The following is a 26173-nucleotide window of genomic DNA, read 5'->3' on the forward strand; positions in this document are numbered from 1 at the left end:
AAAAACAACATTCGAGCGAGCGTAAAAAGCATGAACGAGTACGCCCCCCTGCGTCTGCATGTGCCCGAGCCTACAGGCCGGCCAGGCTGCCAGACCGATTTCTCCTACCTGCGCCTGAACGACGCCGGTCAAGTCCGTAAACCCCCTATCGATGTGGAGCCTGCCGACACGGCAGACCTCTCCTACAGCCTCGTGCGCGTGCTCAACGAGCATGGCGACGCCGTCGGCCCCTGGGCCGAGGGCATCGACCCGCAGGTGCTGCGCCAGGGCATGCGCGCCATGCTCAAGACGCGCATCTTCGACAGCCGCATGGTGGTCGCCCAGCGCCAGAAGAAGATGTCCTTCTACATGCAGAGCCTGGGCGAGGAAGCCATCGGCAGCGGCCAGGCCCTGGCCCTGAACCGCACCGACATGTGCTTCCCCACCTACCGCCAGCAGAGCATCCTGATGGCCCGCGAGGTGTCGCTGGTGGACATGATCTGCCAGCTGCTGTCCAACACCCGTGATCCGCTCAAGGGCCGCCAGCTGCCGATCATGTACTCGGTGCGCGAAGCCGGCTTCTTCACCATCAGCGGCAACCTGGCCACCCAGTTCGTCCAGGCAGTCGGCTGGGCCATGGCCTCGGCGATCAAGGGCGATACCAAGATCGCCTCGGCATGGATCGGCGACGGCGCCACCGCCGAGTCGGACTTCCACACCGCCCTGACCTTCGCCCACGTCTACCGCGCCCCGGTGATCCTCAACGTGGTCAACAACCAATGGGCGATCTCGACCTTCCAGGCCATCGCCGGTGGCGAGTCGACCACCTTCGCCGGTCGTGGCGTGGGTTGCGGCATCGCCTCGTTGCGGGTCGACGGCAACGACTTCATCGCCGTCTACGCCGCCTCGCGCTGGGCCGCCGAACGCGCCCGCCGCGGCATGGGCCCAACGCTGATCGAGTGGGTTACCTACCGTGCCGGCCCGCACTCGACCTCGGACGACCCGTCCAAGTACCGCCCGGCCGACGACTGGAGCCACTTCCCGCTGGGCGATCCGATCGCCCGCCTGAAGCAACACCTGATCAAGCTCGGCCACTGGTCCGAGGAAGAGCACCAGGCGGTCACCGCGGAGCTTGAGGCCGAGGTGATCAAGGCGCAGAAGGACGCCGAGCAGTTCGGCACCCTGAGCAATGGCCATATCCCCAGCGCCGCCTCGATGTTCGAGGACGTGTACAAGGAAATGCCCGACCACCTGCGCCGTCAGCGCCAGGAACTGGGGGTCTGAGATGAACGATCACAACAACAGCATCCATCTGGAAAACGCCATGTCCACCACCACGATGACCATGATCCAGGCCCTGCGCTCGGCCATGGATGTCATGCTCGAGCGCGATGACAACGTGGTGGTCTACGGCCAGGACGTTGGCTACTTCGGCGGCGTGTTCCGCTGCACCGAAGGTCTGCAGACCAAGTACGGCAAGTCCCGCGTGTTCGACGCGCCGATCTCCGAGAGCGGCATCGTCGGCACCGCCGTGGGCATGGGCGCCTATGGCCTGCGTCCGGTGGTCGAAATCCAGTTCGCCGACTACTTCTACCCCGCCTCCGACCAGATCGTCTCGGAGATGGCCCGCCTGCGCTATCGCTCGGCCGGCGAGTTCATCTCGCCGCTGACCCTGCGCATGCCCTGCGGTGGCGGCATCTACGGCGGCCAGACCCACAGTCAAAGCCCCGAGGCGATGTTCACCCAGGTCTGCGGCCTGCGCACCGTCATGCCGTCGAACCCGTACGATGCCAAGGGCCTGTTGATCGCCTCGATCGAATGCGACGACCCGGTGATCTTCCTCGAGCCCAAGCGCCTGTACAACGGCCCGTTCGACGGCCACCACGACCGCCCGGTAACCCCGTGGTCCAAGCACCCGCACAGCGCGGTGCCGGATGGCTACTACACGGTGCCGTTGGACAAGGCGGCGATCACCCGCCCGGGCAACGACGTCACCGTGCTGACCTACGGCACCACCGTGTATGTCTCGCAGGTGGCCGCCGAGGAGAGCGGCGTCGACGCTGAGGTCATCGACCTGCGCAGCCTGTGGCCGCTGGACCTGGAAACCATCGTCGCGTCGGTGAAGAAGACCGGTCGCTGCGTGGTCGTGCACGAGGCCACCCGTACCTGCGGTTTCGGCGCCGAACTGGTGTCGCTGGTCCAGGAGCATTGCTTCCATCACCTCGAGGCGCCGATCGAGCGCGTCACCGGCTGGGACACCCCCTACCCCCACGCACAGGAATGGGCCTACTTCCCCGGCCCTTCGCGGGTAGGCGCGGCACTGAAACGGGTCATGGAGGTCTGAATGGGCACGCACGTCATCAAGATGCCGGACATTGGCGAAGGCATCGCGCAGGTCGAGTTGGTGGAATGGTTCGTCAAGGTCGGCGACATGATCGCCGAGGACCAGGTGGTGGCCGATGTCATGACCGACAAGGCCACCGTGGAAATCCCCTCGCCGGTGAGCGGCAAGGTATTGGCCCTGGGTGGCCAGCCGGGTGAAGTGATGGCGGTCGGCAGCGAGCTGATCCGCATCGAGGTCGAAGGCAGCGGCAACCATGTCGACGCGCCACAGGCCAAGCCGGCGGAACCGGAACCGGCGCAGGTCAAGGCCGTGGCCCAACCCGAGCCACGCATCGAAGCACAACCCCAGGTTGCCGCGACCCACGCCGCCGCGCCTATCGTGCCGCGCGAGGCCCACGACAAGCCACTGGCGTCACCGGCCGTGCGCAAGCGCGCCCTGGACGCCGGGATCGAGCTGCGCTACGTGCATGGTAGCGGCCCGGCCGGGCGCATCCTGCATGAAGACCTCGACGCCTTCATCAGCAAGCCGCAAAGCAGCGCCGGCCAGGCGCCGGGCGGCTACGGCAAGCGCACCGACAGCGAGCAGGTACCGGTGATCGGCCTGCGCCGCAAGATCGCCCAGCGCATGCAGGACGCCAAGCGTCGCGTCGCCCACTTCAGCTATGTCGAAGAGGTCGACGTCACTGCCCTCGAGGCCCTGCGCCAGCAGCTCAACGCCAAGCATGGCGACAGCCGCGGCAAGCTGACCCTGCTGCCGTTCCTGGTGCGCGCCATGGTCGTCGCCCTGCGCGACTTCCCGCAGATCAATGCCACCTACGACGACGAGGCCCAGGTCATCACCCGCCACGGCGCGGTGCATGTCGGCATCGCCACCCAGGGCGACAACGGCCTGATGGTGCCGGTACTGCGCCACGCCGAGGCCGGCAACCTGTGGAGCAACGCCAGCGAGATTGCCCGTGTCGCCCACGCCGCGCGCAACAACAAGGCCAGCCGCGAGGAGCTGTCCGGCTCGACCATCACCCTGACCAGCCTCGGCGCCCTGGGCGGCATCGTCAGCACCCCGGTGGTCAACACCCCGGAAGTGGCGATCGTCGGCGTCAACCGCATGGTTGAACGGCCGGTGGTGATCGATGGCCAGATCGTTGTGCGCAAGATGATGAACCTGTCCAGCTCGTTCGACCACCGCGTGGTCGACGGCATGGATGCCGCCCTGTTCATCCAGGCCGTGCGCGGCCTGCTGGAACAGCCCGCCTGCCTGTTTGTGGAGTGATCATGCAAGCGCTAATCAACACCACCCTGCTGATCATCGGCGGCGGCCCCGGCGGCTATGTGGCCGCCATCCGCGCCGGGCAACTGGGCATCCCCACCGTGCTGGTCGAAGGCCAGGCCCTGGGCGGTACCTGCCTGAACATCGGCTGCATTCCCTCGAAGGCGCTGATTCACGTGGCCGAGCAGTTCCACCAGGCCAGCCGTTACACCGAGCCTTCGCCGTTGGGCATCAGCGTGGCCTCGCCGCGGCTGGACATCACGCGCAGCGTCGAGTGGAAGGACGGCATCGTTGATCGCCTCACCAGCGGCGTCGCCGCCCTGCTGAAAAAGCACGGCGTGAAGGTGATCCATGGCTGGGCGAAGATCCTCGACGGCAAGAATGTCGAGGTCGATGGCCAGCGCATCCAGTGCGAGCACCTGCTGCTGGCCACCGGCTCGAACAGCGTCGAACTGCCGATGCTGCCGGTCGGCGGGCCGATCATCTCGTCCACCGAGGCCCTGGCGCCCAAGGCGCTGCCCCAGCACCTGGTGGTGGTCGGCGGCGGCTACATTGGCCTGGAACTGGGCATCGCCTACCGCAAGCTTGGCGCCAAGGTCAGCGTGGTGGAGGCCCGCGAACGCATCCTGCCGACCTACGACGCCGAACTCACCGCGCCGGTGGCCGACTCGATCAGGAAACTCGGCATCGCCCTGTACCTGGGCCACAGCGTCGAAGGCTATGCCGACGGCTGCCTGCTGGCCAGCGACGGCCAGGGTGGCCAGCTGCGCCTTGAGGCTGACCAGGTGCTGGTGGCCGTGGGCCGTCGCCCTCGTACCAAGGGCTTCGGCCTGGAAAGCCTGGACCTGAAGATGAACGGCGCGGCCATCGCCATCGACGAGCGCTGCCAGACCAGCATGCGCAACGTCTGGGCCATCGGCGACGTGGCCGGCGAGCCGATGCTGGCGCACCGGGCCATGGCCCAGGGCGAGATGGTCGCCGAGATCATCGCCGGCAAGAGCCGACGCTTCGAACCGAGCGCGATCGCCGCGGTGTGCTTCACCGATCCGGAAGTGGTGGTGGTCGGCCAGACCCCGGAACACGCCAGCCAGCAGGGCGTGGATTGCATCGTCGCGCAGTTCCCCTTCGCCGCCAACGGCCGGGCCATGAGCCTGGAATCGAAGACCGGCTTCGTGCGCGTGGTGGCCCGTCGCGACAACCACCTGATCCTCGGCTGGCAGGCCGTGGGCGCGGCGGTGTCGGAACTGTCGACCGCCTTCGCCCAGTCGCTGGAGATGGGCGCTCGCCTGGAAGACATCGCCGGCACCATCCACGCCCACCCGACCCTGGGCGAGGCGGTGCAGGAAGCGGCGCTGCGCGCCCTGGGGCACGCCCTGCACATCTGACCTGACACTGAAGCGGCAATCGCCGATTTGGCCCGCCGCGCCCCTGGCGCCGCGGGTCTTTTTTCATTCGGCGACAACGTTCTTGCCGGCCGCCTTGGCCCGGTACAGTGCGTTGTCGGCACGGGCCAGCAGATCGTGCCGATCCTCCCCTTCCCGCCACTGCACCACGCCATAGCTCATGGTCAGCTGGCACTGGCCAATCGGCGGCACCTCGGCCAGCACCTCTCGGATTCGCTGGGCCGCTTCGCGCGCCTGCGCCAGTGAAGTCCGCGGCAAGACCACCACGAACTCATCGCCGCCCCAGCGCGCCAGCAGGTCCTGCTCTCCCAGGCACTGGCGGATCCGCTCGGTGACCTCGACCAGCGCCGCATCGCCACGGGCATGGCCGTGCAGATCGTTGATCGGCTTGAAGTCGTCCAGATCCATGGCGATCAACGCCAGCGGTTCGCGAAAGCGCCGGGCACGCTCGCACGCCTGCTCCAAGGTCTTTTCCAGGCGATAGCGATTGGCGGTGCGGGTCAGGGCGTCACGCTCGGCCAACTCACGATTTTCGTCGAGCTGGCGCTGCAACTGCTGGTTGACCCAGGACAGTTCGCGGGTGCGCTCGGCCACCTGGCTTTCCAGGGACAGGTTACGCTGCTCAAGTTCCGCCACCAGCCGCTTGCCCGGGTCGATATTGCGGTGAGCACCCAGCATGCGCGCCACCGAGCCATCGGCGTTGCGGGCGATGATATGGCCACTGTCTTCGATCCACAGGTAGCTGCCGTCCTGGCAACGGCAACGGTACTCGATGCGATAGCGCTCATTGCGCTGGTTGATATATGCCTCGAAATGCGCCATCACCCGCGGGTAGTCCTCGGGGTGGATCACGCTTTCCCAGGTCAACACGGAATTGTCCAGCGAATGGCTGGCGTAGCCGAGCATCGCGTACCAGCCAGGATTGCGGTAGACGTAGCCGTTGTTGGCATCCCAATCCCAGATGCCGTCGCTGATCAAATCGAACAAGGTGTGCAATTGCTGCTCGGTGAAGCCAGCCGGTAGTGGCTTTGCTGCCTGAATCATGGACCCGCTCCCTGTTGTCCAGCAACTGCGCCCCGTGACCGGTGCTGCCGACACATGCTTGTGTTTGCCGCAAGCGGCAATCCTGTTCCTCTGCACGGCAAGCATATTCCGAGGAACTGGCTGTCGGAATAGTCCTGACGGCCTATTTCGCCCCTGCTCCCTGCTGGCACAGCTTTTGCCCCTTTCGTCGCGTTTTCAGGATTCATCCATGGAGGAAGCATGCTTATCACAGCGAACGGCCTGGGGTGGCAGTCCGTGCAACAACAGCAGCGCAGCGGTAACGAACAGCCCACGGCGCAGCCATTCCCGTTCCAGCTGGTGTCGGCCAGCGGCAAAGCTTCGGCGCAGCAGAACAGTCAAGGCGGCACCTCGCAACAGCACGCCGAGGACAACCGCAAGGAAGCCTTTTCCAAGCTCATGGTCATGTTGCAGAACCCCGTCGCGGCGAAACAGGAGCAGGCCAGCGTGGGCAAACAGGAAGCATCCGGCGCCCTGCAGGAGTTTCGCGTCTACATGAGCAAGTCACCGGCGCAGAAGATTCAGGAAAAGCTGCTCGCGGAGCTTGGCCTGACCAAGGAAGAATATGACGCGCTACCGCCGGAAAAGAAAATGATGATCGACCAGCAAATCGCCCAACGCCTTCAGGAAGAGGCCGAGATGAAAGTCCAGGCCAAGCTTGAGCAGCAGGCACAGCGGGCGCAGGACGCCAGCCAGTCGCATGGCAGCCTCAGTTCGGCGGATGCCCGCGACATCGAAAAACGCTACAGCGCCCAGCTCTGACTCAGTAGAAGCGCTTCGGATCCCCCGACTCGAGCAGGCTGGCCAGCTGGGTCAGGGCGAAGCGCAGCTCCTCCCGGCTGGTCGGCGACATCAGCACCACCCGCACGCCACGTGGGTCGCCCGTACGCTCCACCTGGAACTGACTGGCACTCATTACCACTACGCCATTGGCCCGCGCGAGCAGGGCGAACTCGTCGCTGCGCCATGGATCGGGCAGGTTCAGCCAGAGGTGATAGCTGTGCGGCTGGCTTTGCAGCGATGCACTGCTGAAGACTTCACGGGCGATGGCCTGGCGCGCCGCCGCTTCGGCGCGGTGCATGCGGATCAACTGGCTGTCCAACCCTTCACCGATTACATGACTGGCCAGTTGCGCGGTCAACGGCGAAGGCATCCACACCGTGCTGCGCACCATGGCGGTCAGGCGCGACAGCAGCTTCGGCGGACTGTACAGGTAGCCGATGCGCAGCGCCGGCATGACCGACTTGGACAGGCTGGTGAGGTAGATCGATCGCTGCGGGGCAAAAGTCGCCAGCGGCCGGGTCTGTGGGTCGCTGGCGAGGAAGCCGTAGATGTCATCGTCCAGCAGCAGGAAGTCGAACTCCTCCGCCAGCGACGCGATCTGGGCACGGCGCTCGTTGGACATGATCGCCGTGGTCGGGTTCTGGCAGGTCGCCACGCACACCAGCATCGCGGGCCGCTCTCGCTGGCAGATCTCGCGCAAGGCCTCGGGAATGATGCCCTGCTCGTCCATCGGCACGCCACGCAGACGGCGGCCCAGGCCGTGGGCCACGGAAATGATGCCCGGATAGCACAGCGACTCGCACAGCACCAGGTCATCCGCCCCGGTCAGGGCGCTGATCGCCACCATCAGCCCGTGCTGGGCGCCGCTGGTGATGACCACCTGCTGCCACTGCGCGCCCGGCAGCCACTGGCGCAACCATTGCGCGCCCGCCTCGCGGTGCGCCGGATGGCCACCGTCGGGGGCGTAGTCCAGCACCTGCTCCAACCGTGAGGTATTGGCCAGCTCGGTCAACGCGTTGCGCAACCAGTACTGCAGGGTTTCGCCGTAGGGTTTGATGATCGACAGGTCAAGCGCTTCGCCGCGGGCAGCGGGCGCCACGCGGGTAGCGACAGGGGCCTCGCCGGTGTCGGCGATCCGGTCGAGGACGTAGGTACCACGCCCCACCTCGCCCTGGGTCAGACCGCGTCGCGACGCTTCGGTGTAGGCGCGGCTGATGGTGCCTGGCGTGACATCCAGCGCCTGCGCCAGTTCGCGCAGCGTCGGCAAGCGCTCGCCACGCCGCAACGCGCCACTGGCGATGTCATGTGCCAGCGCATCGGCGATGGACAGGTAGACAGGCTGATTGCTTTCGCTGATCCGTGGGACCCACATGAGACGGCTACCGGGCTGGAAATGTTTGAAATTTGAACACACAGGCTGACTTGAGTCGATCTTTCGAGCGATTCAAGTTGTAAGCGGCACCCGCGTGAGAACGGCCCCACTTGAATTCAGGCATTGTTACCGTATAGATTCAATTTGAATCGACTCAATCGAATCAATAAACTCACCTGGACTCGCCATGGACAACCTCAGAAAGGATTTTTCCCTCTCCGCCCTGGTCGCCGGCCTGATAGCCGTGATCATCTCCTACGCAGGCCCCTTGATCATCGTGTTCCAGGCTGCCGATCAGGCAGGCCTGGACAACACAGCGACCGCCTCTTGGATCTGGGCCATCTCCATCGGCAGTGGCCTGACCGGCCTGCTGCTGAGCTGGAAACTGCGGGTGCCGGTGATCACCGCCTGGTCCACGCCCGGCGCGGCACTGCTGGTTTCGATGCTGCCGAGCGTGTCACTGGCCCAGGCGGTGGGCGCCTACCTAGTCGCCTCCTTGCTGATCGCCCTGATCGCCCTGAGCGGCGCCTTCGACAAGCTGATGAATCGCTTGCCCAAGGCCATTGCAGCGGCGATGCTGGCCGGCATCCTGTTCCGCTTCGGCGCCGAGCTGTTCAGCTCGATCCGCCTGCAGCCCGTGCTGGTACTGTCGATGCTGGCGAGCTACCTGCTGTTCAAGCGCCTGTCGCCGCGCTATGCGATTCTTTCGGTGCTGATCGTCGGTTGCAGCCTCGCCGCCGGCCTGGGCCAATTGGACACCCAGGCCCTGGTGCTGGAAATGACCATGCCGACCTGGACCAGCCCACAGTGGAGCTGGCAGGCCATCGTCAATATCGGCCTGCCTCTGGCCCTGGTGTCGCTCACCGGTCAGTCGGTGCCCGGCATCGCCGTGCTGCGCACCTCCGGCTACCAGGTGCCGGCACGGCCAATCGTTTCGGTCACTGCCCTGGGTTCACTGCTGCTGGCGCCATTCGGCTGCCACGGCGTCAACCTGGCGGCGATCACCGCTGCCATCTGCACTGGCCGCGAAGCCCACGAGAACCCGGAAAAGCGCTATATCGCCGGCATGGCCTGCGGCGCCTTCTACCTGCTGATGGGCAGCTTCGGCGCGACCTTGGCCTCGGTGTTTGCCGCCCTGCCGAGGGAACTGATCGCCGCCCTCGCCGGCCTCGCGCTGTTCGGCGCCATCGCCAACGGCCTGGCCGGCGCCATGAGTGACGAGAAACAGCGGGAGCCGGCGCTGATCACCTTCCTGGTCACCGCATCGGGCATGAGCCTGCTCGGTCTTGGCGCCGCATTCTGGGGTCTGATCTTCGGGCTGGCGGCACACTTCGCCCTGAGCTACAGCCGTTCGACGCGACAGCCGCAGGCAAGCGTTCAGGTTCGTTGAACGAAGACAAGGGGAATGGGGGAGAAATGGCGTCCCAGGGCAGGTTCGAACTGCCAACCTTCCCCTTAGGAGGGGGATGCTCTATCCAATTGAGCTACTGAGACACTGGAGCCGACAACAGACGCTGTGCGGCGGGGACGGCGAGCATGTTAACCAGCGTGTGGGCATTTGTCATGTATCAATCGGGCATTTTGCACGTCGGCTTTTTCCCCGCCGCGTCGGCGATCACGCCTTCGCTGCGCAACAGCGCAAGCAGCGCCTCGACCGCGCTGACCAGAGAAGCAGAGTTGTCCACGACATGCACGCTGGGATCATAGGCCTGCAACCTGAAGTTGCGGGCCAGGCGCTGCTCGATCTCTTCGTTGCTCTCCCGCCCCCTGGCCAGCAATCGCTGCCGTAGCGCCTGCTGGGAAACCGTCAGCCCCACGGCCACCAGGTCGGGATAACGCTGCCGGGCGTTGGCCAGGTAGGCACGAGAGCCATTGACCAGCACCGACCGCCCTGCGGCGAGCCACGCGTCCAGGTGTGCGGGAATGCCATAGCTCAGGCCGTTCGCCTGCCAATCCAGGGCAAACGCCCCCGCCTCGCGCATCGCCTCGAAGCGCTCGACACTCACCCCCAGCGCGTCTTCACCCTTGGCCTCGGCCGAGCGCGTGATGACCCGTCGCGCGATTTCGATGCCGTGGGCAATCAATCGCTCACGCGCCGCTTCGATCAGGGAATCTTTTCCCGAACCCGACGGTCCCATGAGGAATATCAGGCGCCCTCTCGAGGCCGCCCCTCCGCTTGCGTCATATTGCATAGCCACTATGCTCAATGTGAGGGAAACCAGCGAATTCAAGGATTTTCCCTAGGCTTTTGCTGTCTTTTACCAGATTTTGACGGCATTTGTCTGACGCCAGTGCAATTCGATGAATGTAAAACTTTTCAAACCAGTGCTCATTTCTGATAATTGGTACTGGCAAAAAGCCTTTATCGAGATCACTATTTGTCACAGAATTGACGCCAAGGAAACGGCGACCATGAGGCAAGATGAAGAACCAAAATCACATCACGGTTGAACATTTTGTCGTCGCCGCGGTCGTACTTCCACCGTGCGGCCAATTTGCGAACCGCTCCCCCTGAACCAGAACAACCGGTCAATTTATATGCGCCCAATGAAACAGGCTATCTATTCGAGCCGCACCGCCGACAAGTTTGTCGTCCGCCTGCCAGACGGGATGCGTGAGCGCATTGCCGAGGTAGCGCGCAACCATCACCGCAGCATGAACTCCGAAATCATCGCACGCCTGGAGCAGAGCCTTATCCAGGAAGGTGCCTTGGGTGACGAACTGAGCATGCGCCTGGACAGCCCAGAGCTCAGCCTCCATGAACGTGAACTGCTGCAGCGCTTCCGCCAGCTGTCCCATCGCCAGCAGAATGCGCTGGTCGCCCTCATCGCTCACGATGTGGAAATGGCCGCCGACGCGTCCTGATCCAGGCAAGCGACAACCGCACACAAAAAAGCCAGCGCAAGCTGGCTTTTTTGCATCTGATGATTGCAGAGTTGCGACGGGGTCACGCACGCTCCTACAAAGGGTTGGCATGGCCTGAGAACCACGCTTACAGCAGGAACAGCGTCGCCAGGCCGAGGAAGATAAAGAAACCGCCGCTGTCGGTGACCGCCGTGATCATCACGCTCGACCCCATCGCCGGATCACGCCCCAGGCGCGTCAACGTCATCGGGATCAGCACACCCATCAAGGCGGCCAGCAACAGGTTAAGGGTCATCGCAGCGGTCATTACCAGCCCCAGCGACCAACTGCCATAGAGCCAGAACGCCACGACACCGATCACGCCACCCCATATCAGGCCATTGAGCAGCGACACCGCCAGCTCCTTGCGCATCAAGCGACTGGTATTACCCGGCGACACCTGGTCGAGGGCCATGGCGCGCACGATCATGGTGATGGTCTGGTTACCCGAGTTGCCGCCGATACCCGCCACGATCGGCATCAGCGCCGCCAGCGCCACCAGCTTCTCGATGGAGCCTTCGAACAGGCCGATCACCCGCGAGGCGACAAATGCGGTGATCAGGTTGATGGCCAACCACGCCCAACGGTTGCGCAGCGAGCGCCAGACCGAAGCGAAGATGTCTTCTTCCTCGCGCAGACCGGCCATGTTGAGCACTTCGCTCTCGCTCTCTTCACGAATCAGGTCGACCATTTCATCGATGGTCAGACGACCAATCAGACGCTCGTTCTTGTCCACCACAGGGGCGGAAACCAAGTCGTAGCGCTCGAAGGCCAGAGCGGCGTCGTAGGCATCTTCCTCGGGATGGAAGCTCACCGGGTCATTGGCCATGACCTCCGCGACTTTCTTGTCCGGGTCGTTGACCAGCAACCGCTTGATCGGCAGCACGCCCTTGAGAATGCCATCGTAATCGACGACGAACAGCTTGTCGGTGTGCCCCGGCAGCTCTTTGAGCCGGCGCAGGTAGCGCAGTACCACTTCGAGGCTGACGTCTTCGCGGATGGTGACCATCTCGAAGTCCATCAGCGCGCCGACCTGCTCTTCGTCATAACTCAGGGCCGAGCGCACACGCTCGCGCTGCTGGGCATCAAGGCTTTCCATGAGCTCGTGAACGACGTCGCGGGGCAGCTCCGGCGCCAGGTCGGCGAGCTCGTCGGCGTCCATCTCCTTGGCGGCGGCCAGCAGCTCATGATCATCCATGTCGGCGATCAGGGTCTGGCGTACGGCGTCGGAGACTTCGAGCAGGATGTCGCCGTCGCGATCCGAGCGCACCAGCTGCCAGACCGTCAGGCGGTCGTCCAGCGGCAAGGCTTCAAGGATGTAGGCGATGTCGGCGGGATGCAGGTCGTCGAGCTTGCGCTGCAGCTCGACAAGGTTCTGGCGGTGGACGAGGTTCTCCACCAGGTCATGGTGATGACCTTCCTGACGGTGCGTCAGGTCCTCGACCACCCGCTGGCGCTGCAGCAGTTCGATCACCTGGGCCAGGCGATCCTGCAGGCTGTCTTGGGCTTTCTTTACTTCGATTTCGGTCATAGGCGAACTCCACTCCCAGCAGCGGAGCACGCCGGGAGAATCAATCGGTCAGATCTGGCTGTATGAAGCGTGTTAGCGAGTAACTACTGGGTAAGTCCATGGTGGGATTCCACAAGCCCCGGCGGGGCTGACGGGCGCAATCATACACTGTGTAAGCTGTCGGATCGCTTAAATTTTTGGCCAGAACAATCGTTTGCGCGCTAAAGCTGTGACAACGCTCGAAGCCATCAGTGCGACGGTCGCTCTGGCGTAAAAAGCACATTCGTCACGTGCCAACTCGATGTGCATCGCCGATCCCTGCAGGGACCTCCTACAGAACAGCGTAGATGGACATCCGTGACAATTCAGCGCACCAGAAAAACAAAAAGCCCGCTCTAATGAGCGGGCTTCTTGATGTATGGCGGACTCAGGAGGATTCGAACCTCCGACCGCTCGGTTCGTAGCCGAGTACTCTATCCAGCTGAGCTATGAGTCCGTGGTGGTAGTTTTAGGCCAGATTACCACTGGCTTGTCGAAGCGTCTTTGCAAGCAAAGCCACTTCAAGAGTGGCGGACTCAGCAGGATTCGAACCTGCGACCGCTCGGTTCGTAGCCGAGTACTCTATCCAGCTGAGCTATGAGTCCGTGGTTGGTAGTTTTAGGCCAGATTACCACTGGCTTGTTGAAGCGTCTTTGCAAGCAGAGCCACTTCAAAAGTGGCGGACTCAGCAGGATTCGAACCTGCGACCGCTCGGTTCGTAGCCGAGTACTCTATCCAGCTGAGCTATGAGTCCGTGGGGTAGTTTTAGACCAGATTACCACTGGTGAATTGAAGCAGCCTTGCAGGCAAAGCCACTTCAAAAGTGGCGGACTCAGGAGGATTCGAACCTCCGACCGCTCGGTTCGTAGCCGAGTACTCTATCCAGCTGAGCTATGAGTCCGTGTCTTGCTGTGCCATTCGGATCGCTTTAAGCGCTCCAGGCAAATAATGGCGGTGAAGGGGGGATTCGAACCCCCGATACCCTTATGAGGTATACTCCCTTAGCAGGGGAGCGCCTTCGGCCACTCGGCCACCTCACCGCAACACGAGGCGAATATTAAACACACCCTTCCTCGTTTGCAACCCTTTTTTTGAAAAAAACTTCAAAAAAATTAAAGGCTTGGCTCCTCGTCCTTCTCTTTCTTGATCCGCAGGTAGATTTCCTCGCGGTGAACAGCCACTTCCTTGGGCGCGCTAACGCCAATACGCACCTGGTTGCCTTTGACACCCAGGACCGTCACGGTGATCTCACCGTCACCAATGATCAGGCTCTCGGCGCACCGACGAGTCAGAATCAGCATAGTTTTCTCCTCACATGAATCTTCAGGGACAACAGTCTTTGAAAAGCAGGGCCTGGCCGGGGACAACGGCACTGGCCCGGATCGACCGCCACGGCTGCCTGGACAGGGACAGCCGCAGCGACCAGAAACGCGAAGGGCGCGGCAAGCCGCGCCCCTCCAGGCAGCGTGTCACTCACCCTGTCGGGCAGGCGCGTCAAGCTCGAACGCGGTGTGCAGCGCACGTACAGCCAACTCCAGGTACTTCTCTTCGATCACTACCGAGACCTTGATCTCGGAGGTGGAGATCATCTGGATGTTGATGCTCTCCTTGGCCAGGGCCTCGAACATGCGACTGGCAACACCCGCATGGGAGCGCATGCCAACGCCGACGATCGACACCTTGGCGATCTTGGTATCGCCGATCACTTCACGCGCGCCGATTTCGCGGGCGGTATTCTCCAGCACGCTCAACGCCTTCTCGTACTCGTTGCGGTGCACGGTGAAGGTGAAGTCGGTGGTGTTATCGTGCGAGACGTTCTGCACGATCATGTCGACTTCGATGTTGGCAGCGCTGATCGGACCGAGGATCTTGAAGGCAACGCCCGGGGTATCCGGGACGCCACGAATGGTCAGCTTGGCCTCATCACGGTTGAAGGCGATACCGGAAATGATCGGCTGTTCCATGGATTCCTCTTCATCGATGGTAATGAGGGTACCCGGACCCTCCTTGAAGCTGTGCAGCACGCGCAGCGGGACGTTGTACTTGCCGGCGAACTCCACCGAGCGGATCTGCAGCACCTTGGAACCGAGGCTGGCCATTTCCAGCATCTCCTCGAAGGTGATCTTCTCCAGGCGCTGGGCCTGGGGCACGACACGCGGGTCGGTGGTATAGACGCCATCGACATCGGTGTAGATCTGGCACTCGTCGGCTTTCAGCGCCGCCGCCAGGGCCACGCCGGTGGTGTCGGAGCCGCCACGACCGAGGGTGGTGATGTTGCCGTGCTCGTCGACGCCCTGGAAACCGGCGACCACCACGACACGGCCGGCCTTGAGGTCGGCGCGGATCTTCTGGTCGTCGATCTGCAGGATGCGCGCCTTGTTGTGCGCACTGTCGGTGAGGATGCGCACCTGGTTGCCGGTGTAGGACACCGCCGGCACGCCGCGCTTCATCAGGGCCATGGACAACAGGGCGATGGTGACCTGCTCGCCGGTCGAGACGATCACATCCAGCTCCCGGGGTTCGGGCTTGTCGGTGATCTGCTTCGCCAAGTCGATCAGGCGATTGGTTTCCCCGCTCATCGCCGACAGCACAACCACCAGGTCGGTGCCTTGCTCGCGGAATTTCTTGACCTTGTCGGCAACCTGCTCGATCCGCTCGATGGAACCGACAGAGGTACCGCCAAATTTCTGTACGATCAACGCCATTTCAAAGGTGCCTCAGCCCTCAAGGGCCCCAAAAAACAATCCAACATGGCGGGGACGCCGACCAGACCGACGCCCCCGCCATCTCAAAGTCCCTGCTCGGCGAACGGCACGGCCAGGGCCAGCGCCTGGTCCAGCGCGGCGACGTCGACGCCACCGCCCTGGGCCATGTCAGGACGACCGCCGCCCTTGCCTCCGACCGCCGCAGCAGCTTGTTTCATCAGGTCGCCAGCCTTGAGTTGGCTGGAGAGGTCCTTGGTCACGCCAGCCACCAGCACGACCTTGCCCTCATGCTCGCTGCCCAGCAGGATCACTGCGTGGCCGAGCTTGTTCTTCAGTTGATCGACGAGCGCCAGCAGCGCCTTGCCATCCTGCCCATCCAGGCGTGCGGCGAGGACCTTGGCGCCCTTGACCTCAACGGCCGCATTGGAGAGATCATCCCCGGCGGCGCTGGCGGCCTTGGCCTGCAGCTGCTCGAGCTGCTTTTCCAGCTGGCGGTTGCGCTCGAGCACAGCCGACAGCTTGTCGATCAGGTTGTCGCGATTGCCCTTGACCAGTTGCGCGGCTTCCTTGACCTGCTCTTCGGCAGTGTTCAGGTAGGCCAGCGCGGCGGCGCCGGTGATCGCTTCGATACGGCGCACGCCAGAGGCCACGCCGCCTTCGCTGATGATCTTGAACAGGCTGATGTCGCCGGTGCGCTTGGCATGGATGCCACCGCACAGCTCGACAGAGAAGTCACCGCCCATGCTCAGCACACGCACGGTGTCGCCGTACTTCTCACCGAACAGCGCCATGGCACCCTTGGCCTTGGCGGTCTCGATGTCGGTCAGCTCGGTCTGCACCTCGGTGTTGCGACGCACCTCGCGGTTGACGATGTCTTCCAGGGCCTTGATCTGTTCCGGCTTGACCGCCTCGAAGTGGCTGAAGTCGAAACGCAGGCGCTGGCTGTCGACCAACGAGCCCTTCTGCTGCACGTGCTCGCCCAGCACCTGGCGCAGGGCTTCGTGCAGCAGGTGGGTGGCGGAGTGGTTCAGCGAGGTGGCGTGCTGCACCTCGGCATCGACGCGGGCATCAACCGCGGCGCCGACAGTCAGCGCACCACTGGCGACCACGCCGTGGTGCAAGAAGGCACCGCCGGTCTTGGTGGTGTCGCGCACGTCAAAGCGCACGGCGCCGGCCTGCAGGTAGCCGCAGTCACCGACCTGGCCACCGGACTCGGCGTAGAACGGCGTGCGGTCGAGGACCACGACGCCCTCCTCGCCTTCACCCAACTGCTCGACGGCCTGGCCGTCCTTGTACAGGGCGATGACCTTGCCCTGGCCTTCGGTAGCGTCGTAGCCGAGGAAGTCGGTGGCGGTGTCGACCTTGACCAGGCTGTTGTAGTCCATGCCGAAGGCGCTGGCGGAGCGGGCACGCTCACGCTGGGCCTCCATCTCGCGCTCGAAGCCGGCTTCGTCGATGGTCAGCTCGCGCTCGCGGGCGATGTCGGCGGTCAGGTCCATGGGGAAGCCGTAGGTGTCGTACAGCTTGAACACCACGTCGCCCGGCACGACCTTGCCCTGCAGCTGGGCCAGGTCCTGCTCGAGGATGCGCAGGCCCTGCTCGAGGGTCTTGGCGAACTGCTCTTCCTCGGTCTTGAGCACGCGCTCGATGTGCGCCTGCTGGCCCTTGAGCTCTGGGAAGGCTTCGCCCATCTCGGCCACCAGCGCGGCGACGATCTTGTGGAAGAAGCTGCCCTTGGCGCCCAGCTTGTTGCCGTGGCGGCAGGCGCGACGAATGATGCGGCGCAGCACGTAGCCGCGGCCTTCGTTGGACGGCAACACGCCGTCGGCGATCAGGAAACCGCAGGAACGGATGTGGTCGGCGACCACTTTCAGCGACGGCTGGTCGTCATTGGCGCAACCGATGGCTTTGGCGGCAGCGGCCAGCAGGCTCTGGAACAGGTCGATCTCGTAGTTCGAGTGCACGTGCTGCATCACCGCACTGATGCGCTCCAGGCCCATGCCGGTGTCCACCGATGGGGCGGGCAGCGGGTGCAGGACGCCGTCAGCGGTGCGGTTGAACTGCATGAAGACGTTGTTCCAGATCTCGATGTAGCGGTCGCCGTCTTCTTCCGGCGAGCCGGGCGGGCCGCCCCAGATGTCGGCTCCGTGGTCGTAGAAGATCTCGGTGCACGGGCCGCACGGGCCGGTGTCGCCCATGGTCCAGAAGTTGTCGGAGGCATACGGGGCGCCCTTGTTGTCACCGATGCGCACCATGCGCTCGGCCGGCACGCCGACTTCCTTGGTCCAGATGTCGTACGCTTCGTCATCGCTGGCGTAGACGGTGACCCACAGTTTTTCCTTCGGCAGGTTCAGCCACTTGTCCGAAGTCAGGAAGGTCCAGGCGAAGGTGATGGCATCGCGCTTGAAATAGTCGCCGAAGCTGAAGTTGCCCAGCATCTCGAAGAAAGTGTGGTGACGGGCGGTGTAGCCGACGTTTTCCAGGTCGTTGTGCTTGCCACCGGCGCGTACGCACTTCTGGCTGCTCACGGCGCGGGTATAGGCGCGCTTTTCCTGGCCGAGGAAGCAGTCCTTGAACTGGTTCATGCCGGCGTTGGTGAACAGCAGGGTCGGGTCATTGCCCGGGATCAGGGAGCTGGAGGCAACGCGAGTATGTCCCTGCTCTTCGAAGAAGCGGAGGAAGGCTTCACGGATTTCTGCGCTTTTCATAGGTTCTTCCACGGAAACGGCGGCCACGCGTCGAATCGACGAAACGACGGCAAAGGGCCGCATTATATCGGTCCTGCAGTCTCGGTGCAGTGTGTTTATGCGATAGAAACCGTCGAATGGACGGTTTGTCGGACTACAGCAATTGAAAACGGCATGACCGCGATGCTAAAGCCAGCGTTTCGCTACTGGCAAGCCAATTACGGTCCCGGGTCGGGGAAAATTAACGGGTTGGTGAATTAAAAGAATTTCATCACCGAAGGGATCCAAAATCACGCTGACCTTGCAGCGTGGGAGCGGGCTTGCCCCGCGATCGGTACCCGATTGCACCAAGGCGCCCGCCAGGCCAGACGCAATCGCGGGGCAAGCCCGCTCCCACGCCAAGTTCAGGTGCCTGTAATGGATAGTATCAAGCCAGCCGCTGGCCCGAGTCGGGCACGATCAGGATGCCGGCACGCAGCCCGTTCTTCACCTTGGGGTTGGGGAAGATGATCCGCGCGCCCTCCTCCTCCACCACCCAGCGCGTCTCGGCCAGGTCTTCGGCCAGCAGGTAACCCTTGCTGAGCTCGGAGAAGTTCTCGATGTCCGCCGGCAGGTGCAGGTGGAAGCTGTCGCTGTGCTTGATGATCTCGCGGGCGACGCTGAACAGCTTGAGGCCATCCAGGGACTGCTCGGTTTGCGGCTCGGTATCCTCGATGAGCTGGATCAGGCGCACCTCGAGCCGGTCGAGGTTGACCTCGTCGTTCTGCCCGAACGGGCGGGCCTTGCCGAGTTCCAGGGTGAAGGCCTCGGCGTCGAGCTGCTCGTAGGTGAATGCGCTGAAGGTGATCGACGACTTGCTCTGCAGCAGCACCGCCTCCATGCCGGCCGCAGCCAGACGGGCCAGCTCGCGTCGGGAATGCCGGCGACCTTCCTTGTAGGGATACAGGGCAAACTGCTCGATCTTCGACCCGCGAATGGCGGTATGCAGGTCGTAATGCAGGCGGGTGCGCTCGGGCTTGCTGAAGAACACCCGGGCGAACTGTTCGAGCTCGGCGGCGCGCAGCGCCTCGAAGCCACTGGAGAGCTCATGACGGCCATTGAACAGGCGGTTGATGTCCTGTTCGATGAAGCGCTCGCCCTTGCGGATCGCCGCTGGGTTGCCGAACAGGAACAGCACCCGCGCGCGCGGCTTGATCTTGCCGTTTGCAACACCGTGCAGCAGCCTTTCGAGCAGCTCGATCGGCGCCGTCTCGTTGCCATGGATACCGGCCGACAACAGTAGGTCGAGACCGCAATCCTCACCTTCGGGCGGACGCACTTCCAGCGCACCCTCCCCCAGCCAGCGCAAACGCACGCCCCGGGTGGTCACTTGGGTCTTCTCGGCCGGTTCGTGATCGGTCAGGGTCAGCTCAAGCAATTTGCCAAGGGCGAGCATAGACGCTTCCTTAGTGGTGGTGGCCGCAGTCCGGGCCGTGGACGTGGTCGTCGTCACCGGCGACGTCGGCCGGTTCCATCTCCAGTTGCAGGCTGACCAGGTTGGTGGCCATCGGGCGCAGCAGCAGGTTGGCGTATTCGGTATCGTCTTCCTCGACATCGACGCCGATCAGCAGCTGGCCGCGGCCGTCCTGCTGGATCCACACTTCCTTGCCTTGCCAGACCACGGCAAAACGGGTGCAGGAGGTTTCCAGCTGGGTGCCGTCTTCATCTTCCAGGATCAGGCGCAGGGCGTCGGACATTGCAATTTCTCTCTATCAAGGTTGGCGTTGGAACGGATACACCGAGCCCAGCTTGAGGATCTGGGTCAGTTCATCCAGAGCCGTGCGGCATTCCACCAGCAACTGCGGGTCGGCCAGGTCCGCTTCGCCGAGGCGATCGCGGTAATGCTTGTCGACCCACTGCACCAGGGTGTCGTACAGCGAGGCGGTCATGATAACGCCTGGATTGACCGCCGCCAGTTCGTTTTCCTTCAGCGCCACACGCAGACGCAGGCAAGCCGGGCCGCCACCGTTCTGCATGCTCTGTTTGAGGTCGAACACCTTGACCTCCTTCACCGGACCGCCCCGGCTGGTCAATTGACTCAGGTATGCCCAGACGCGCTCGTTGTTGCGGCACTCTTCCGGCACCACCAGCAGCATCGATCCGTCCTCGCGGCTGAGCAACTGGCTATTGAACAGGTAGGAACGCACCGCGTCCTCCACCGTCACTGCCGCGCGCGGCACGCAGATACCCTGGAAGCTGCCACCCCTGCTGGCCAGTTTAGCCTGCAACTGGCCGAGCACAGCGTGGGTCTCGAGGAAGGCGTCCTCGTGGTAGAACAGCACCTCGCCGTTGCCCACCGAGATCACGTCGTTGTGGAACACGCCCTGGTCGATCACCGCCGGATTCTGTTGAGCGTAGACCACGCCATCATCGCTCAGCCCGTGCAGGCGAGCGACAGCCTGGGAGGCTTCCAGGGTCTGGCGCGCCGGATACTTCTGCGGCGCGGGATAGCGGCTGTCGAAGGCGCTGCGGCCATAGACGAAGAACTCGACGCCGGCCTCGCCATAGGCGCGGCAGAAGCGGGTGTGGTTGGCCGCCCCCTCGTCACCGAACTGGGCCACCGCTGGCAGCGCCTCATGGTGGGCGAAGACCTTGTCATCGCTGAACATGGCGCCCAGCACACGGCTGGTGGTCGGGTGCTCGATGCTGCGGTGGTACTTGCAGTTGAGGTTGGCGGCAGTGAAGTGCACGCGGCCATCGGCGGTGTCGGCGCTGGGGCTGACGGTGGCGGCGTTGGCCACCCACATGCTCGAGGCCGAGCAGCTGGCGACCAGCAGCGGCATGGCTTCCTTCGCGGCGCGCTGGATCACTTCGCCGTCGCTGCCGGTGAAGCCCAGGCGGCGCAAGGCGGCCACGTCCGGGCGCTCCTGCGGGGCCAGCACGCCCTGCTTGAAGCCCATTTCCATCAGCGCCTTCATCTTCGCCAGGCCCTGACGCGCCGCCTCGCGCGGGTTGGAACCCTGCTGGCTGTTGCTCTGCGAGGCCACGTTGCCGTAGGACAGGCCGCCGTAGTTGTGGGTCGGCCCCACCAGGCCATCAAAATTCACTTCAAAGGATTTCATCGGCAAGGCTCCGAGACCGGTTGTTATAGGGTGACGCCCGGCGTCAGGGTCGCCGGCAGTGCAAGGCTCGCGGTCTCCAGCGAAGCCACGGGGTAGGCGCAATAGTCCGCCGCGTAGTAGGCGCTGGCGCGGTGGTTGCCGCTGGCGCCGACGCCACCGAACGGCGCGCTGCTGGCAGCGCCGGTCAGCTGCTTGTTCCAGTTGACGATACCGGCGCGGCTGCGCAGCCAGAAGTGCTGGTAGCGGGCGTTGGAGTCCGACAGCAGGCCGGCGGCCAGGCCGTACTGGGTGTTGTTGGCCTCCTCGATCGCCGCATCGAAGTCGGCGTAGCGGATCACCTGCAGCAGCGGGCCGAAGAACTCTTCGTCCGGGCGCTCGGCCACGGCGCTGACATCGATGATGCCCGGCGTGAGCAAGGCCGCGCCGGCCTGCGGCTGGGTCATCTTCAGCAGCGCCACCGCGCCCTTGTCGAGCAGCTCGGCCTGGGCCGCCAGCAGCGCACGGGCCGCCTGCAGCGAAATCACCGAGCCCATGAATGGCGCGGGTTGCTGATCGAAGGCACCGACACTGATGTTGCGGCTCACCTCGACCAGGCGCTGGATCAGCGCGTCACCCCAGGCGCCCTGCGGCACCAGCAGGCGGCGGGCGCAGGTGCAGCGCTGGCCGGCAGAGATGAAAGCCGACTGGATGATGGTGTACACCGCAGCGTCCAGGTCCTTGACCTCATCGACAACCAGCGGGTTGTTGCCGCCCATTTCCAGGGCGAGGATCTTGTCCGGACGGCCGGCAAACTGCTGGTGCAGCAGGTTGCCGGTGCGACTGGAGCCGGTGAAGAACAAGCCATCGATACCCGGGTTGGCGGCCAGCGCGACGCCGGTTTCGCGGGCGCCCTGGACCAGGTTGAGCACGCCGGCCGGCAAGCCGGCCTCGATCCAGCACTGCACCGTCAGCTCGGCGACCTTCGGGGTCAGCTCGCTGGGCTTGAACACCACGCAGTTGCCGGCCAGCAGCGCCGGAACGATGTGGCCGTTGGGCAGGTGACCCGGGAAATTGTACGGGCCGAACACCGCCACCACGCCATGGGGTTTATGGCGCAGCACGGCGGTGGCGTCGGCCAGCGGGCCGCTCTTCTCGCCGGTGCGCTCGCGGTAGCTCTGCACCGAGATGGCAACCTTGTTGACCATGCTGGTCACTTCGGTAGCCGACTCCCACAGGGGCTTGCCGGTTTCTTCGCCGATGCAGCGCGACAGTGCTTCGGCATTGGCCTTGAGCTTGTCGGCGAAGGCCTCCAGCACGCTGATACGCGCCTCCAAGCTCAGCGATGCCCAGGCCGGGAACGCCTGGCGGGCGGCCTGCACGGCAGCTTCGACCTGGGTGGCGTCGGCGCCCTGCCCTTGCCAGATCACCGACTGGGTGACGGGATTGAGCGACTGCAGGGCTTCACCCTGGCCGGCCAGCCAGTGGCCGGCGATGTAATGCGTGTTCATTTACTGGGCCTCCCGACCGGCGGACAGCGGCACGGCGCGGACATTGTCGCCGGCGCCCAGGCGCAGGCGCTTGGCAGTCTGCGGATCGACCACCAGGGTGCCTGCCGCCAGGCGCGCCGGTGCAGCCGTGATGCGGCAGTCTTCGCGCTTGCGGTTGTGAATGATGTAAGGGGTGGCGTCGTCACCCGGGGTGCCGACGGCCAGTACCAGGGTCTCGCTGTCACGCACGGCGCGGATCTTCGAGGTCTCGCACTCGATGGCGGGACCTGCGTCGAAGATGTCGACGTAACCCTGGTAGTTGAAGCCTTCGCGCTTGAGCATGGCCAGCGCCGGCTCCGTGTCGGTGTGCACGCGACCGATGACGTTGCGCGCCGCTTCCGAGAGGAAGCAGGTGTACAGTGGGAACTTGGGCATCAGCTCGGCGATGAACGACTTGTTGCCCACGCCGGTCAGGTAGTCGGCCTGGCTGAACTCCATCCTGAAGAAGTGCCGGCCCAGGCTCTCCCAGAAAGGCGAACGGCCTGCCTCGTCGGACATGCCGCGCATCTCGGCGATGATCTTGTTGCCGAACAGCTGCGGGAACTCGGCGATGAACAGCATCCGCGCCTTGGACAGCAGACGACCATTGAGACCGCTGCGGTAGTCGCTGCGCAGGAACAGCGAGCACAGCTCGGAGTTGCCGGTCAGGTCGTTGGCCAGGAACAGCGTGGGAATCTCGCGGTAGATGTTCAGTTCCTGCGAGGCGCTGACGGTCAGCCCGACCCGATAGTTGTACCAGGGCTCACGCAGGCCAACGGCACCGGCGATGGCGCTGATGCCAACCACCAGGCCTTCGTCGTTCTCCAGCACGAACAGGTAGTCGGTATCGCCGCGCTCGGCTTCGCCGCGAAAGCTCTTCTCGGCCCAGCCGACGCGCTGGCCGAGGCGCTCCTCGTTGGCGGGCAGCGTGGTCAGCCCGGTGGTGCCGGTGCTGCGGGCCAATTCGATCAGCGCGGGTAAATCGCTGCTGCGTACAGGACGAACGATCATGCTATCTCCTTGTGCGGCGGTCTGTGCCTGCCGCGAAACTCTCTGTTGCGGCGTTCAGACCGCGACCAGGCGCACGCTTGCGCCTTCGCCGACCCCCAGGGCCTCGGCGGCTTCGCCGCTCAGGCTGACCGGCTTGCCCGGCACCCAGTCCAACTCAAGCAGCACGGCGCGGTAATCCTGCAACTGGCCGTTGCACACCAGATACGGACGGCCACCCTTGACCGGCGTCTGGTCGAGCTTGACCGGCACCACCCGGCTCTGGGCGATGGAGCGGATACCCGAGGCGCGGGCGTGCAGGGTCGGGCCGCCGTCGAAAATGTCGATGTAGTGCTCGGTCTCGAAGCCTTCGCGCATGAGGATGTCGAAGGTGATCTGCGCCCGCGGGTGCACCTGGCCCATGGCTTCCTGTGCCTGGTCGGCCAACAGCGGCACATAGATCGGGTAGTGCGGCATCAGTTCGGCGAGGAAGGTGCGGCTCTTGAGGCCGCAGAGGCGCTCGGCGTCGGCGTAGTTGAGGTCGAAGAAGTTACGGCCGATGGCGTCCCAGAACGGCGACTCGCCCTGCTCGTCGCTGTAGCCGACGATCTCGGTCACCACCGAGTCGGCGAAGCGCTCGGGGTGCGCGGCCATGAACAGCAGGCGGCCGCGGGAGTTGAGCTCGGCGAAGGCGCTGCTCACCAGCTCCGGCACCACGTAGAAACTGGTCAGCAAGCTGTTGCCGGTAAGGTCGTGGCACAGCGACAGGACGTGGATCTTGTTGTGGATCTTCAGCTCGCGGGAGGCGTGCACGAAGGTCTCGTTGCGGAAGCTGTAGAACGGCTCGGAGTAGCCGGCCGAGGCGACAATGGCCGAGCAGCCGACTAGCTTGCCGGTGGTGCTGTCCTCGAGCACGAAGAAGTAGCTCTCCTCGCCATTGAAGCTGACCTCGGCGGCGAAGGAGGTTTCCGAGGCGGCGATCTTGTCGCCCAGGCGGCCGGCGTCATCGGGCAGCGAGGTGACACCAATGGGGCTGTCGGCAGCCATGCGCTGCACTTCGTTCAGATCAGCCATTTGCGCGGGGCGCATCACCAGCATGGTGTCACTCCTTTCGGGAAAGCGCGCCGATCACATCGGCACGGAAAAACGGCGGGCACGCGCCACCACCTGCAAGCAGGTGCCCGCACTGGAATTCAGGTATCGCCGGCCCCGTCTGGAGGCCGGCGAAGGGCGATCAGCCCTTGGTCAGTTTTGCCACGGCACGTTCGAAACGATCCAGGCCTTCGTCGATGTCGGCATCCTCGACCACCAGGCTCGGGGCGAAGCGCACCACGTCGGGACCGGCCTGCAGGACCATCACGCCTTCCTTCTCGGCGGCGTTGAGGATGTCCTTGGCCTTGCCTTTCCAGGCCTCGCTCAGCACGCAGCCGATCAGCAGGCCGACGCCACGCACCAGGGTGAACAGGCCGGTTTCCTGGCCGATCTTCTCCAGACGGGCCTTGAAGCGCTCATGCTTGGCCTTGATGCCTGCCAGGGTTTGCGGGGTGTTGACCACATCGAGCACGGCGCAGGCGACGGCACAGGCCAGCGGGTTGCCGCCGTAGGTGGTGCCGTGGGTGCCGACGGCCAGGTGCTTGGCCAGGTCACTGGTGGTCAGCATGGCGCCGATCGGGAAGCCGCCGCCCAGGCTCTTGGCGCTGGTCAGGATGTCCGGGGTCACGCCGTAGTGCTGGTAGGCGTACAGCGAGCCGGTACGGCCAACGCCGGTCTGCACTTCGTCGAAGATCAGCAACGCGTTGTGCTCATCGCACAGCTTGCGCGCGCCTTCCAGGTAGGCCTTGTCGGCCGGGACCACGCCGCTCTCGCCCTGGATCGGCTCGATGACCACGGCGCAGGTCCTGTCGGAAATCTGTGCCTTCAGCGCTTCCAGGTCGTTGTATGGCACATGGCTGATGCCGGTGATCTTCGGACCGAAGCCGTCGGAGTACTTGGGCTGGCCACCGACGCTGACGGTGAACAGGGTACGACCGTGGAAGCTGTTCACGGTCGCGATGATCTCGTGCTTCTGCGGGCCAAAGCGGTCGTGGGCGACGCGACGGGCCAGCTTGAAGGCGGCCTCGTTGGACTCGGCGCCGGAGTTGCAGAAGAACGCGCGCTCGGCAAAGGTCGCGTCCACCAGCTTGTGCGCCAGGCGCAGGGCCGGCTCGTTGGTGAACACGTTGGAGACGTGCCAGAGGGTGTTGGCCTGCTCGGTGAGCGCCTTGACCAGCGCCGGGTGGCAGTGGCCCAGGGCGTTCACGGCGATACCGCCGGCGAAGTCGATCAGCTCGCGACCGGTCTGGTCCCAGACTCGGGAACCCTCGCCTCGTACAGGAATGAACGCCGCCGGGGAGTAGTTGGGAACCATGACCTGGTCGAAATCGGCACGTTGCACCGGGGCTTGCTCAACGGACATCTGAGTCTCCTGAAGAGGAACGCTGGCCTGGAAGTGGCGAGCGATGAGGGGATTGTAAGGACTGATCGGCG

The 26173-nt window shown here is 64.2% G+C and carries 21 protein-coding genes and 6 tRNA genes; 7 read left to right on the forward strand and 20 right to left on the reverse strand.

The window, feature by feature from the left end; genetic code table 11:
- Positions 1–30 precede the first annotated feature (30 nt).
- From ACVWZ5_RS11345 to lpdA, 4 genes are read left to right on the forward strand one after another with little or no spacing between them, the layout of a single operon-like run.
- The gene (locus ACVWZ5_RS11345) at positions 31–1263 is read left to right on the forward strand and encodes a 3-methyl-2-oxobutanoate dehydrogenase (2-methylpropanoyl-transferring) subunit alpha (RefSeq protein WP_084943244.1); all 1233 of its coding nucleotides are present in this window, start codon (positions 31–33) and stop codon (positions 1261–1263) included.
- A 1-nt stretch (position 1264) separates the two neighbouring features.
- Positions 1265–2323, forward strand: a complete 1059-nt coding sequence (locus ACVWZ5_RS11350; RefSeq protein ID WP_062574761.1) for an alpha-ketoacid dehydrogenase subunit beta — start codon at positions 1265–1267, stop codon at positions 2321–2323.
- The gene (locus ACVWZ5_RS11355) at positions 2324–3592 is read left to right on the forward strand and encodes a dihydrolipoamide acetyltransferase family protein (protein ID WP_062574762.1); all 1269 of its coding nucleotides are present in this window, start codon (positions 2324–2326) and stop codon (positions 3590–3592) included.
- 2 nt (positions 3593–3594) lie between these two features.
- The gene (lpdA, locus tag ACVWZ5_RS11360; protein WP_062574763.1) at positions 3595–4974 is read left to right on the forward strand and encodes a dihydrolipoyl dehydrogenase; all 1380 of its coding nucleotides are present in this window, start codon (positions 3595–3597) and stop codon (positions 4972–4974) included.
- Positions 4975–5037: 63 nt separating this feature from the next.
- Here the strand turns inward: lpdA and ACVWZ5_RS11365 are convergent, their stop codons facing one another.
- The gene (locus ACVWZ5_RS11365) at positions 5038–6036 is read right to left on the reverse strand and encodes a diguanylate cyclase domain-containing protein (RefSeq protein ID WP_084943241.1); all 999 of its coding nucleotides are present in this window, start codon (positions 6034–6036) and stop codon (positions 5038–5040) included.
- 219 nt (positions 6037–6255) lie between these two features.
- Between ACVWZ5_RS11365 and ACVWZ5_RS11370 the strand changes: the two genes are divergently transcribed.
- Positions 6256–6816: a hypothetical protein gene (locus ACVWZ5_RS11370; RefSeq protein ID WP_062574765.1), complete on the forward strand. Its 561-nt coding sequence runs from the start codon at positions 6256–6258 to the stop codon at positions 6814–6816.
- 1 nt (position 6817) lies between these two features.
- Here ACVWZ5_RS11370 and ACVWZ5_RS11375 read toward each other — a convergent pair whose 3' ends face one another.
- On the reverse strand, positions 6818–8209 hold the full coding sequence (locus ACVWZ5_RS11375) for an aminotransferase-like domain-containing protein (protein WP_457340614.1): 1392 nt from the start codon (positions 8207–8209) through the stop codon (positions 6818–6820).
- 187 nt (positions 8210–8396) lie between these two features.
- Between ACVWZ5_RS11375 and ACVWZ5_RS11380 the strand changes: the two genes are divergently transcribed.
- A complete protein-coding gene (locus ACVWZ5_RS11380) occupies positions 8397–9599 on the forward strand; it encodes a benzoate/H(+) symporter BenE family transporter (protein WP_062574767.1) in 1203 nt (400 codons plus the stop codon).
- A gap of 27 nt (positions 9600–9626) precedes the next feature.
- Here ACVWZ5_RS11380 and ACVWZ5_RS11385 read toward each other — a convergent pair.
- Together ACVWZ5_RS11385 and phnN are read right to left on the reverse strand one after the other, a co-directional pair.
- Positions 9627–9703, reverse strand: a tRNA-Arg gene (locus tag ACVWZ5_RS11385).
- A gap of 74 nt (positions 9704–9777) precedes the next feature.
- The gene (gene phnN / locus ACVWZ5_RS11390; RefSeq protein ID WP_096049597.1) at positions 9778–10401 is read right to left on the reverse strand and encodes a phosphonate metabolism protein/1,5-bisphosphokinase (PRPP-forming) PhnN; all 624 of its coding nucleotides are present in this window, start codon (positions 10399–10401) and stop codon (positions 9778–9780) included.
- A 346-nt stretch (positions 10402–10747) separates the two neighbouring features.
- Here phnN and ACVWZ5_RS11395 point away from each other — a divergent pair, with 346 nt between their 5' ends.
- The gene (locus ACVWZ5_RS11395) at positions 10748–11074 is read left to right on the forward strand and encodes an Arc family DNA-binding protein (RefSeq protein WP_003254499.1); all 327 of its coding nucleotides are present in this window, start codon (positions 10748–10750) and stop codon (positions 11072–11074) included.
- Positions 11075–11201: 127 nt separating this feature from the next.
- On the opposite strand, the gene mgtE is transcribed toward ACVWZ5_RS11395, so the two are convergent.
- The 16 genes from mgtE to ACVWZ5_RS11475 all read right to left on the reverse strand — a co-directional run bounded on the left by mgtE (position 11202) and on the right by ACVWZ5_RS11475 (position 26102).
- Positions 11202–12644: a magnesium transporter gene (gene mgtE, locus ACVWZ5_RS11400; protein WP_062574769.1), complete on the reverse strand. Its 1443-nt coding sequence runs from the start codon at positions 12642–12644 to the stop codon at positions 11202–11204.
- Positions 12645–13042: 398 nt separating this feature from the next.
- Positions 13043–13119: transfer RNA gene (locus tag ACVWZ5_RS11405), tRNA-Arg, on the reverse strand.
- A 71-nt stretch (positions 13120–13190) separates the two neighbouring features.
- Positions 13191–13267, reverse strand: a tRNA-Arg gene (locus ACVWZ5_RS11410).
- A 72-nt stretch (positions 13268–13339) separates the two neighbouring features.
- Positions 13340–13416: transfer RNA gene (locus tag ACVWZ5_RS11415), tRNA-Arg, on the reverse strand.
- A 70-nt stretch (positions 13417–13486) separates the two neighbouring features.
- Positions 13487–13563 (reverse strand) — tRNA-Arg (locus tag ACVWZ5_RS11420).
- Positions 13564–13611: 48 nt separating this feature from the next.
- Positions 13612–13702: transfer RNA gene (locus tag ACVWZ5_RS11425), tRNA-Ser, on the reverse strand.
- Positions 13703–13774: 72 nt separating this feature from the next.
- The gene (gene csrA / locus ACVWZ5_RS11430) at positions 13775–13963 is read right to left on the reverse strand and encodes a carbon storage regulator CsrA (RefSeq protein WP_003254503.1); all 189 of its coding nucleotides are present in this window, start codon (positions 13961–13963) and stop codon (positions 13775–13777) included.
- A gap of 168 nt (positions 13964–14131) precedes the next feature.
- On the reverse strand, positions 14132–15367 hold the full coding sequence (locus ACVWZ5_RS11435; protein WP_028691060.1) for an aspartate kinase: 1236 nt from the start codon (positions 15365–15367) through the stop codon (positions 14132–14134).
- Between the two features lie 83 nt (positions 15368–15450).
- The gene (gene alaS, locus ACVWZ5_RS11440; protein ID WP_062574770.1) at positions 15451–18075 is read right to left on the reverse strand and encodes an alanine--tRNA ligase; all 2625 of its coding nucleotides are present in this window, start codon (positions 18073–18075) and stop codon (positions 15451–15453) included.
- Positions 18076–18481: 406 nt separating this feature from the next.
- A complete protein-coding gene (gene astE / locus ACVWZ5_RS11445) occupies positions 18482–19489 on the reverse strand; it encodes a succinylglutamate desuccinylase (protein ID WP_062574771.1) in 1008 nt (335 codons plus the stop codon).
- A gap of 10 nt (positions 19490–19499) precedes the next feature.
- On the reverse strand, positions 19500–19790 hold the full coding sequence (locus ACVWZ5_RS11450) for a hypothetical protein (RefSeq protein ID WP_011534960.1): 291 nt from the start codon (positions 19788–19790) through the stop codon (positions 19500–19502).
- Positions 19791–19805: 15 nt separating this feature from the next.
- Positions 19806–21155 carry an N-succinylarginine dihydrolase gene (astB, locus tag ACVWZ5_RS11455; protein ID WP_062574772.1) on the reverse strand — a complete coding sequence of 450 codons (1350 nt, stop codon included), beginning with the start codon at positions 21153–21155 and terminating at the stop codon, positions 19806–19808.
- 23 nt (positions 21156–21178) lie between these two features.
- Entirely contained in the window at positions 21179–22642 is a 1464-nt protein-coding gene (astD, locus tag ACVWZ5_RS11460; RefSeq protein ID WP_457340615.1) for a succinylglutamate-semialdehyde dehydrogenase, read from the reverse strand.
- Positions 22643–23671, reverse strand: a complete 1029-nt coding sequence (astA, locus tag ACVWZ5_RS11465; protein ID WP_028691065.1) for an arginine N-succinyltransferase — start codon at positions 23669–23671, stop codon at positions 22643–22645. It abuts the gene before it with no gap.
- Positions 23672–23725: 54 nt separating this feature from the next.
- Positions 23726–24745, reverse strand: a complete 1020-nt coding sequence (gene aruF, locus ACVWZ5_RS11470; protein WP_062574774.1) for an arginine/ornithine succinyltransferase subunit alpha — start codon at positions 24743–24745, stop codon at positions 23726–23728.
- A gap of 136 nt (positions 24746–24881) precedes the next feature.
- A complete protein-coding gene (locus tag ACVWZ5_RS11475; protein WP_062574775.1) occupies positions 24882–26102 on the reverse strand; it encodes an aspartate aminotransferase family protein in 1221 nt (406 codons plus the stop codon).
- Positions 26103–26173 lie beyond the last annotated feature (71 nt).

The sequence above is a fragment of the Pseudomonas sp. TE6283 genome (assembly GCF_054060555.1).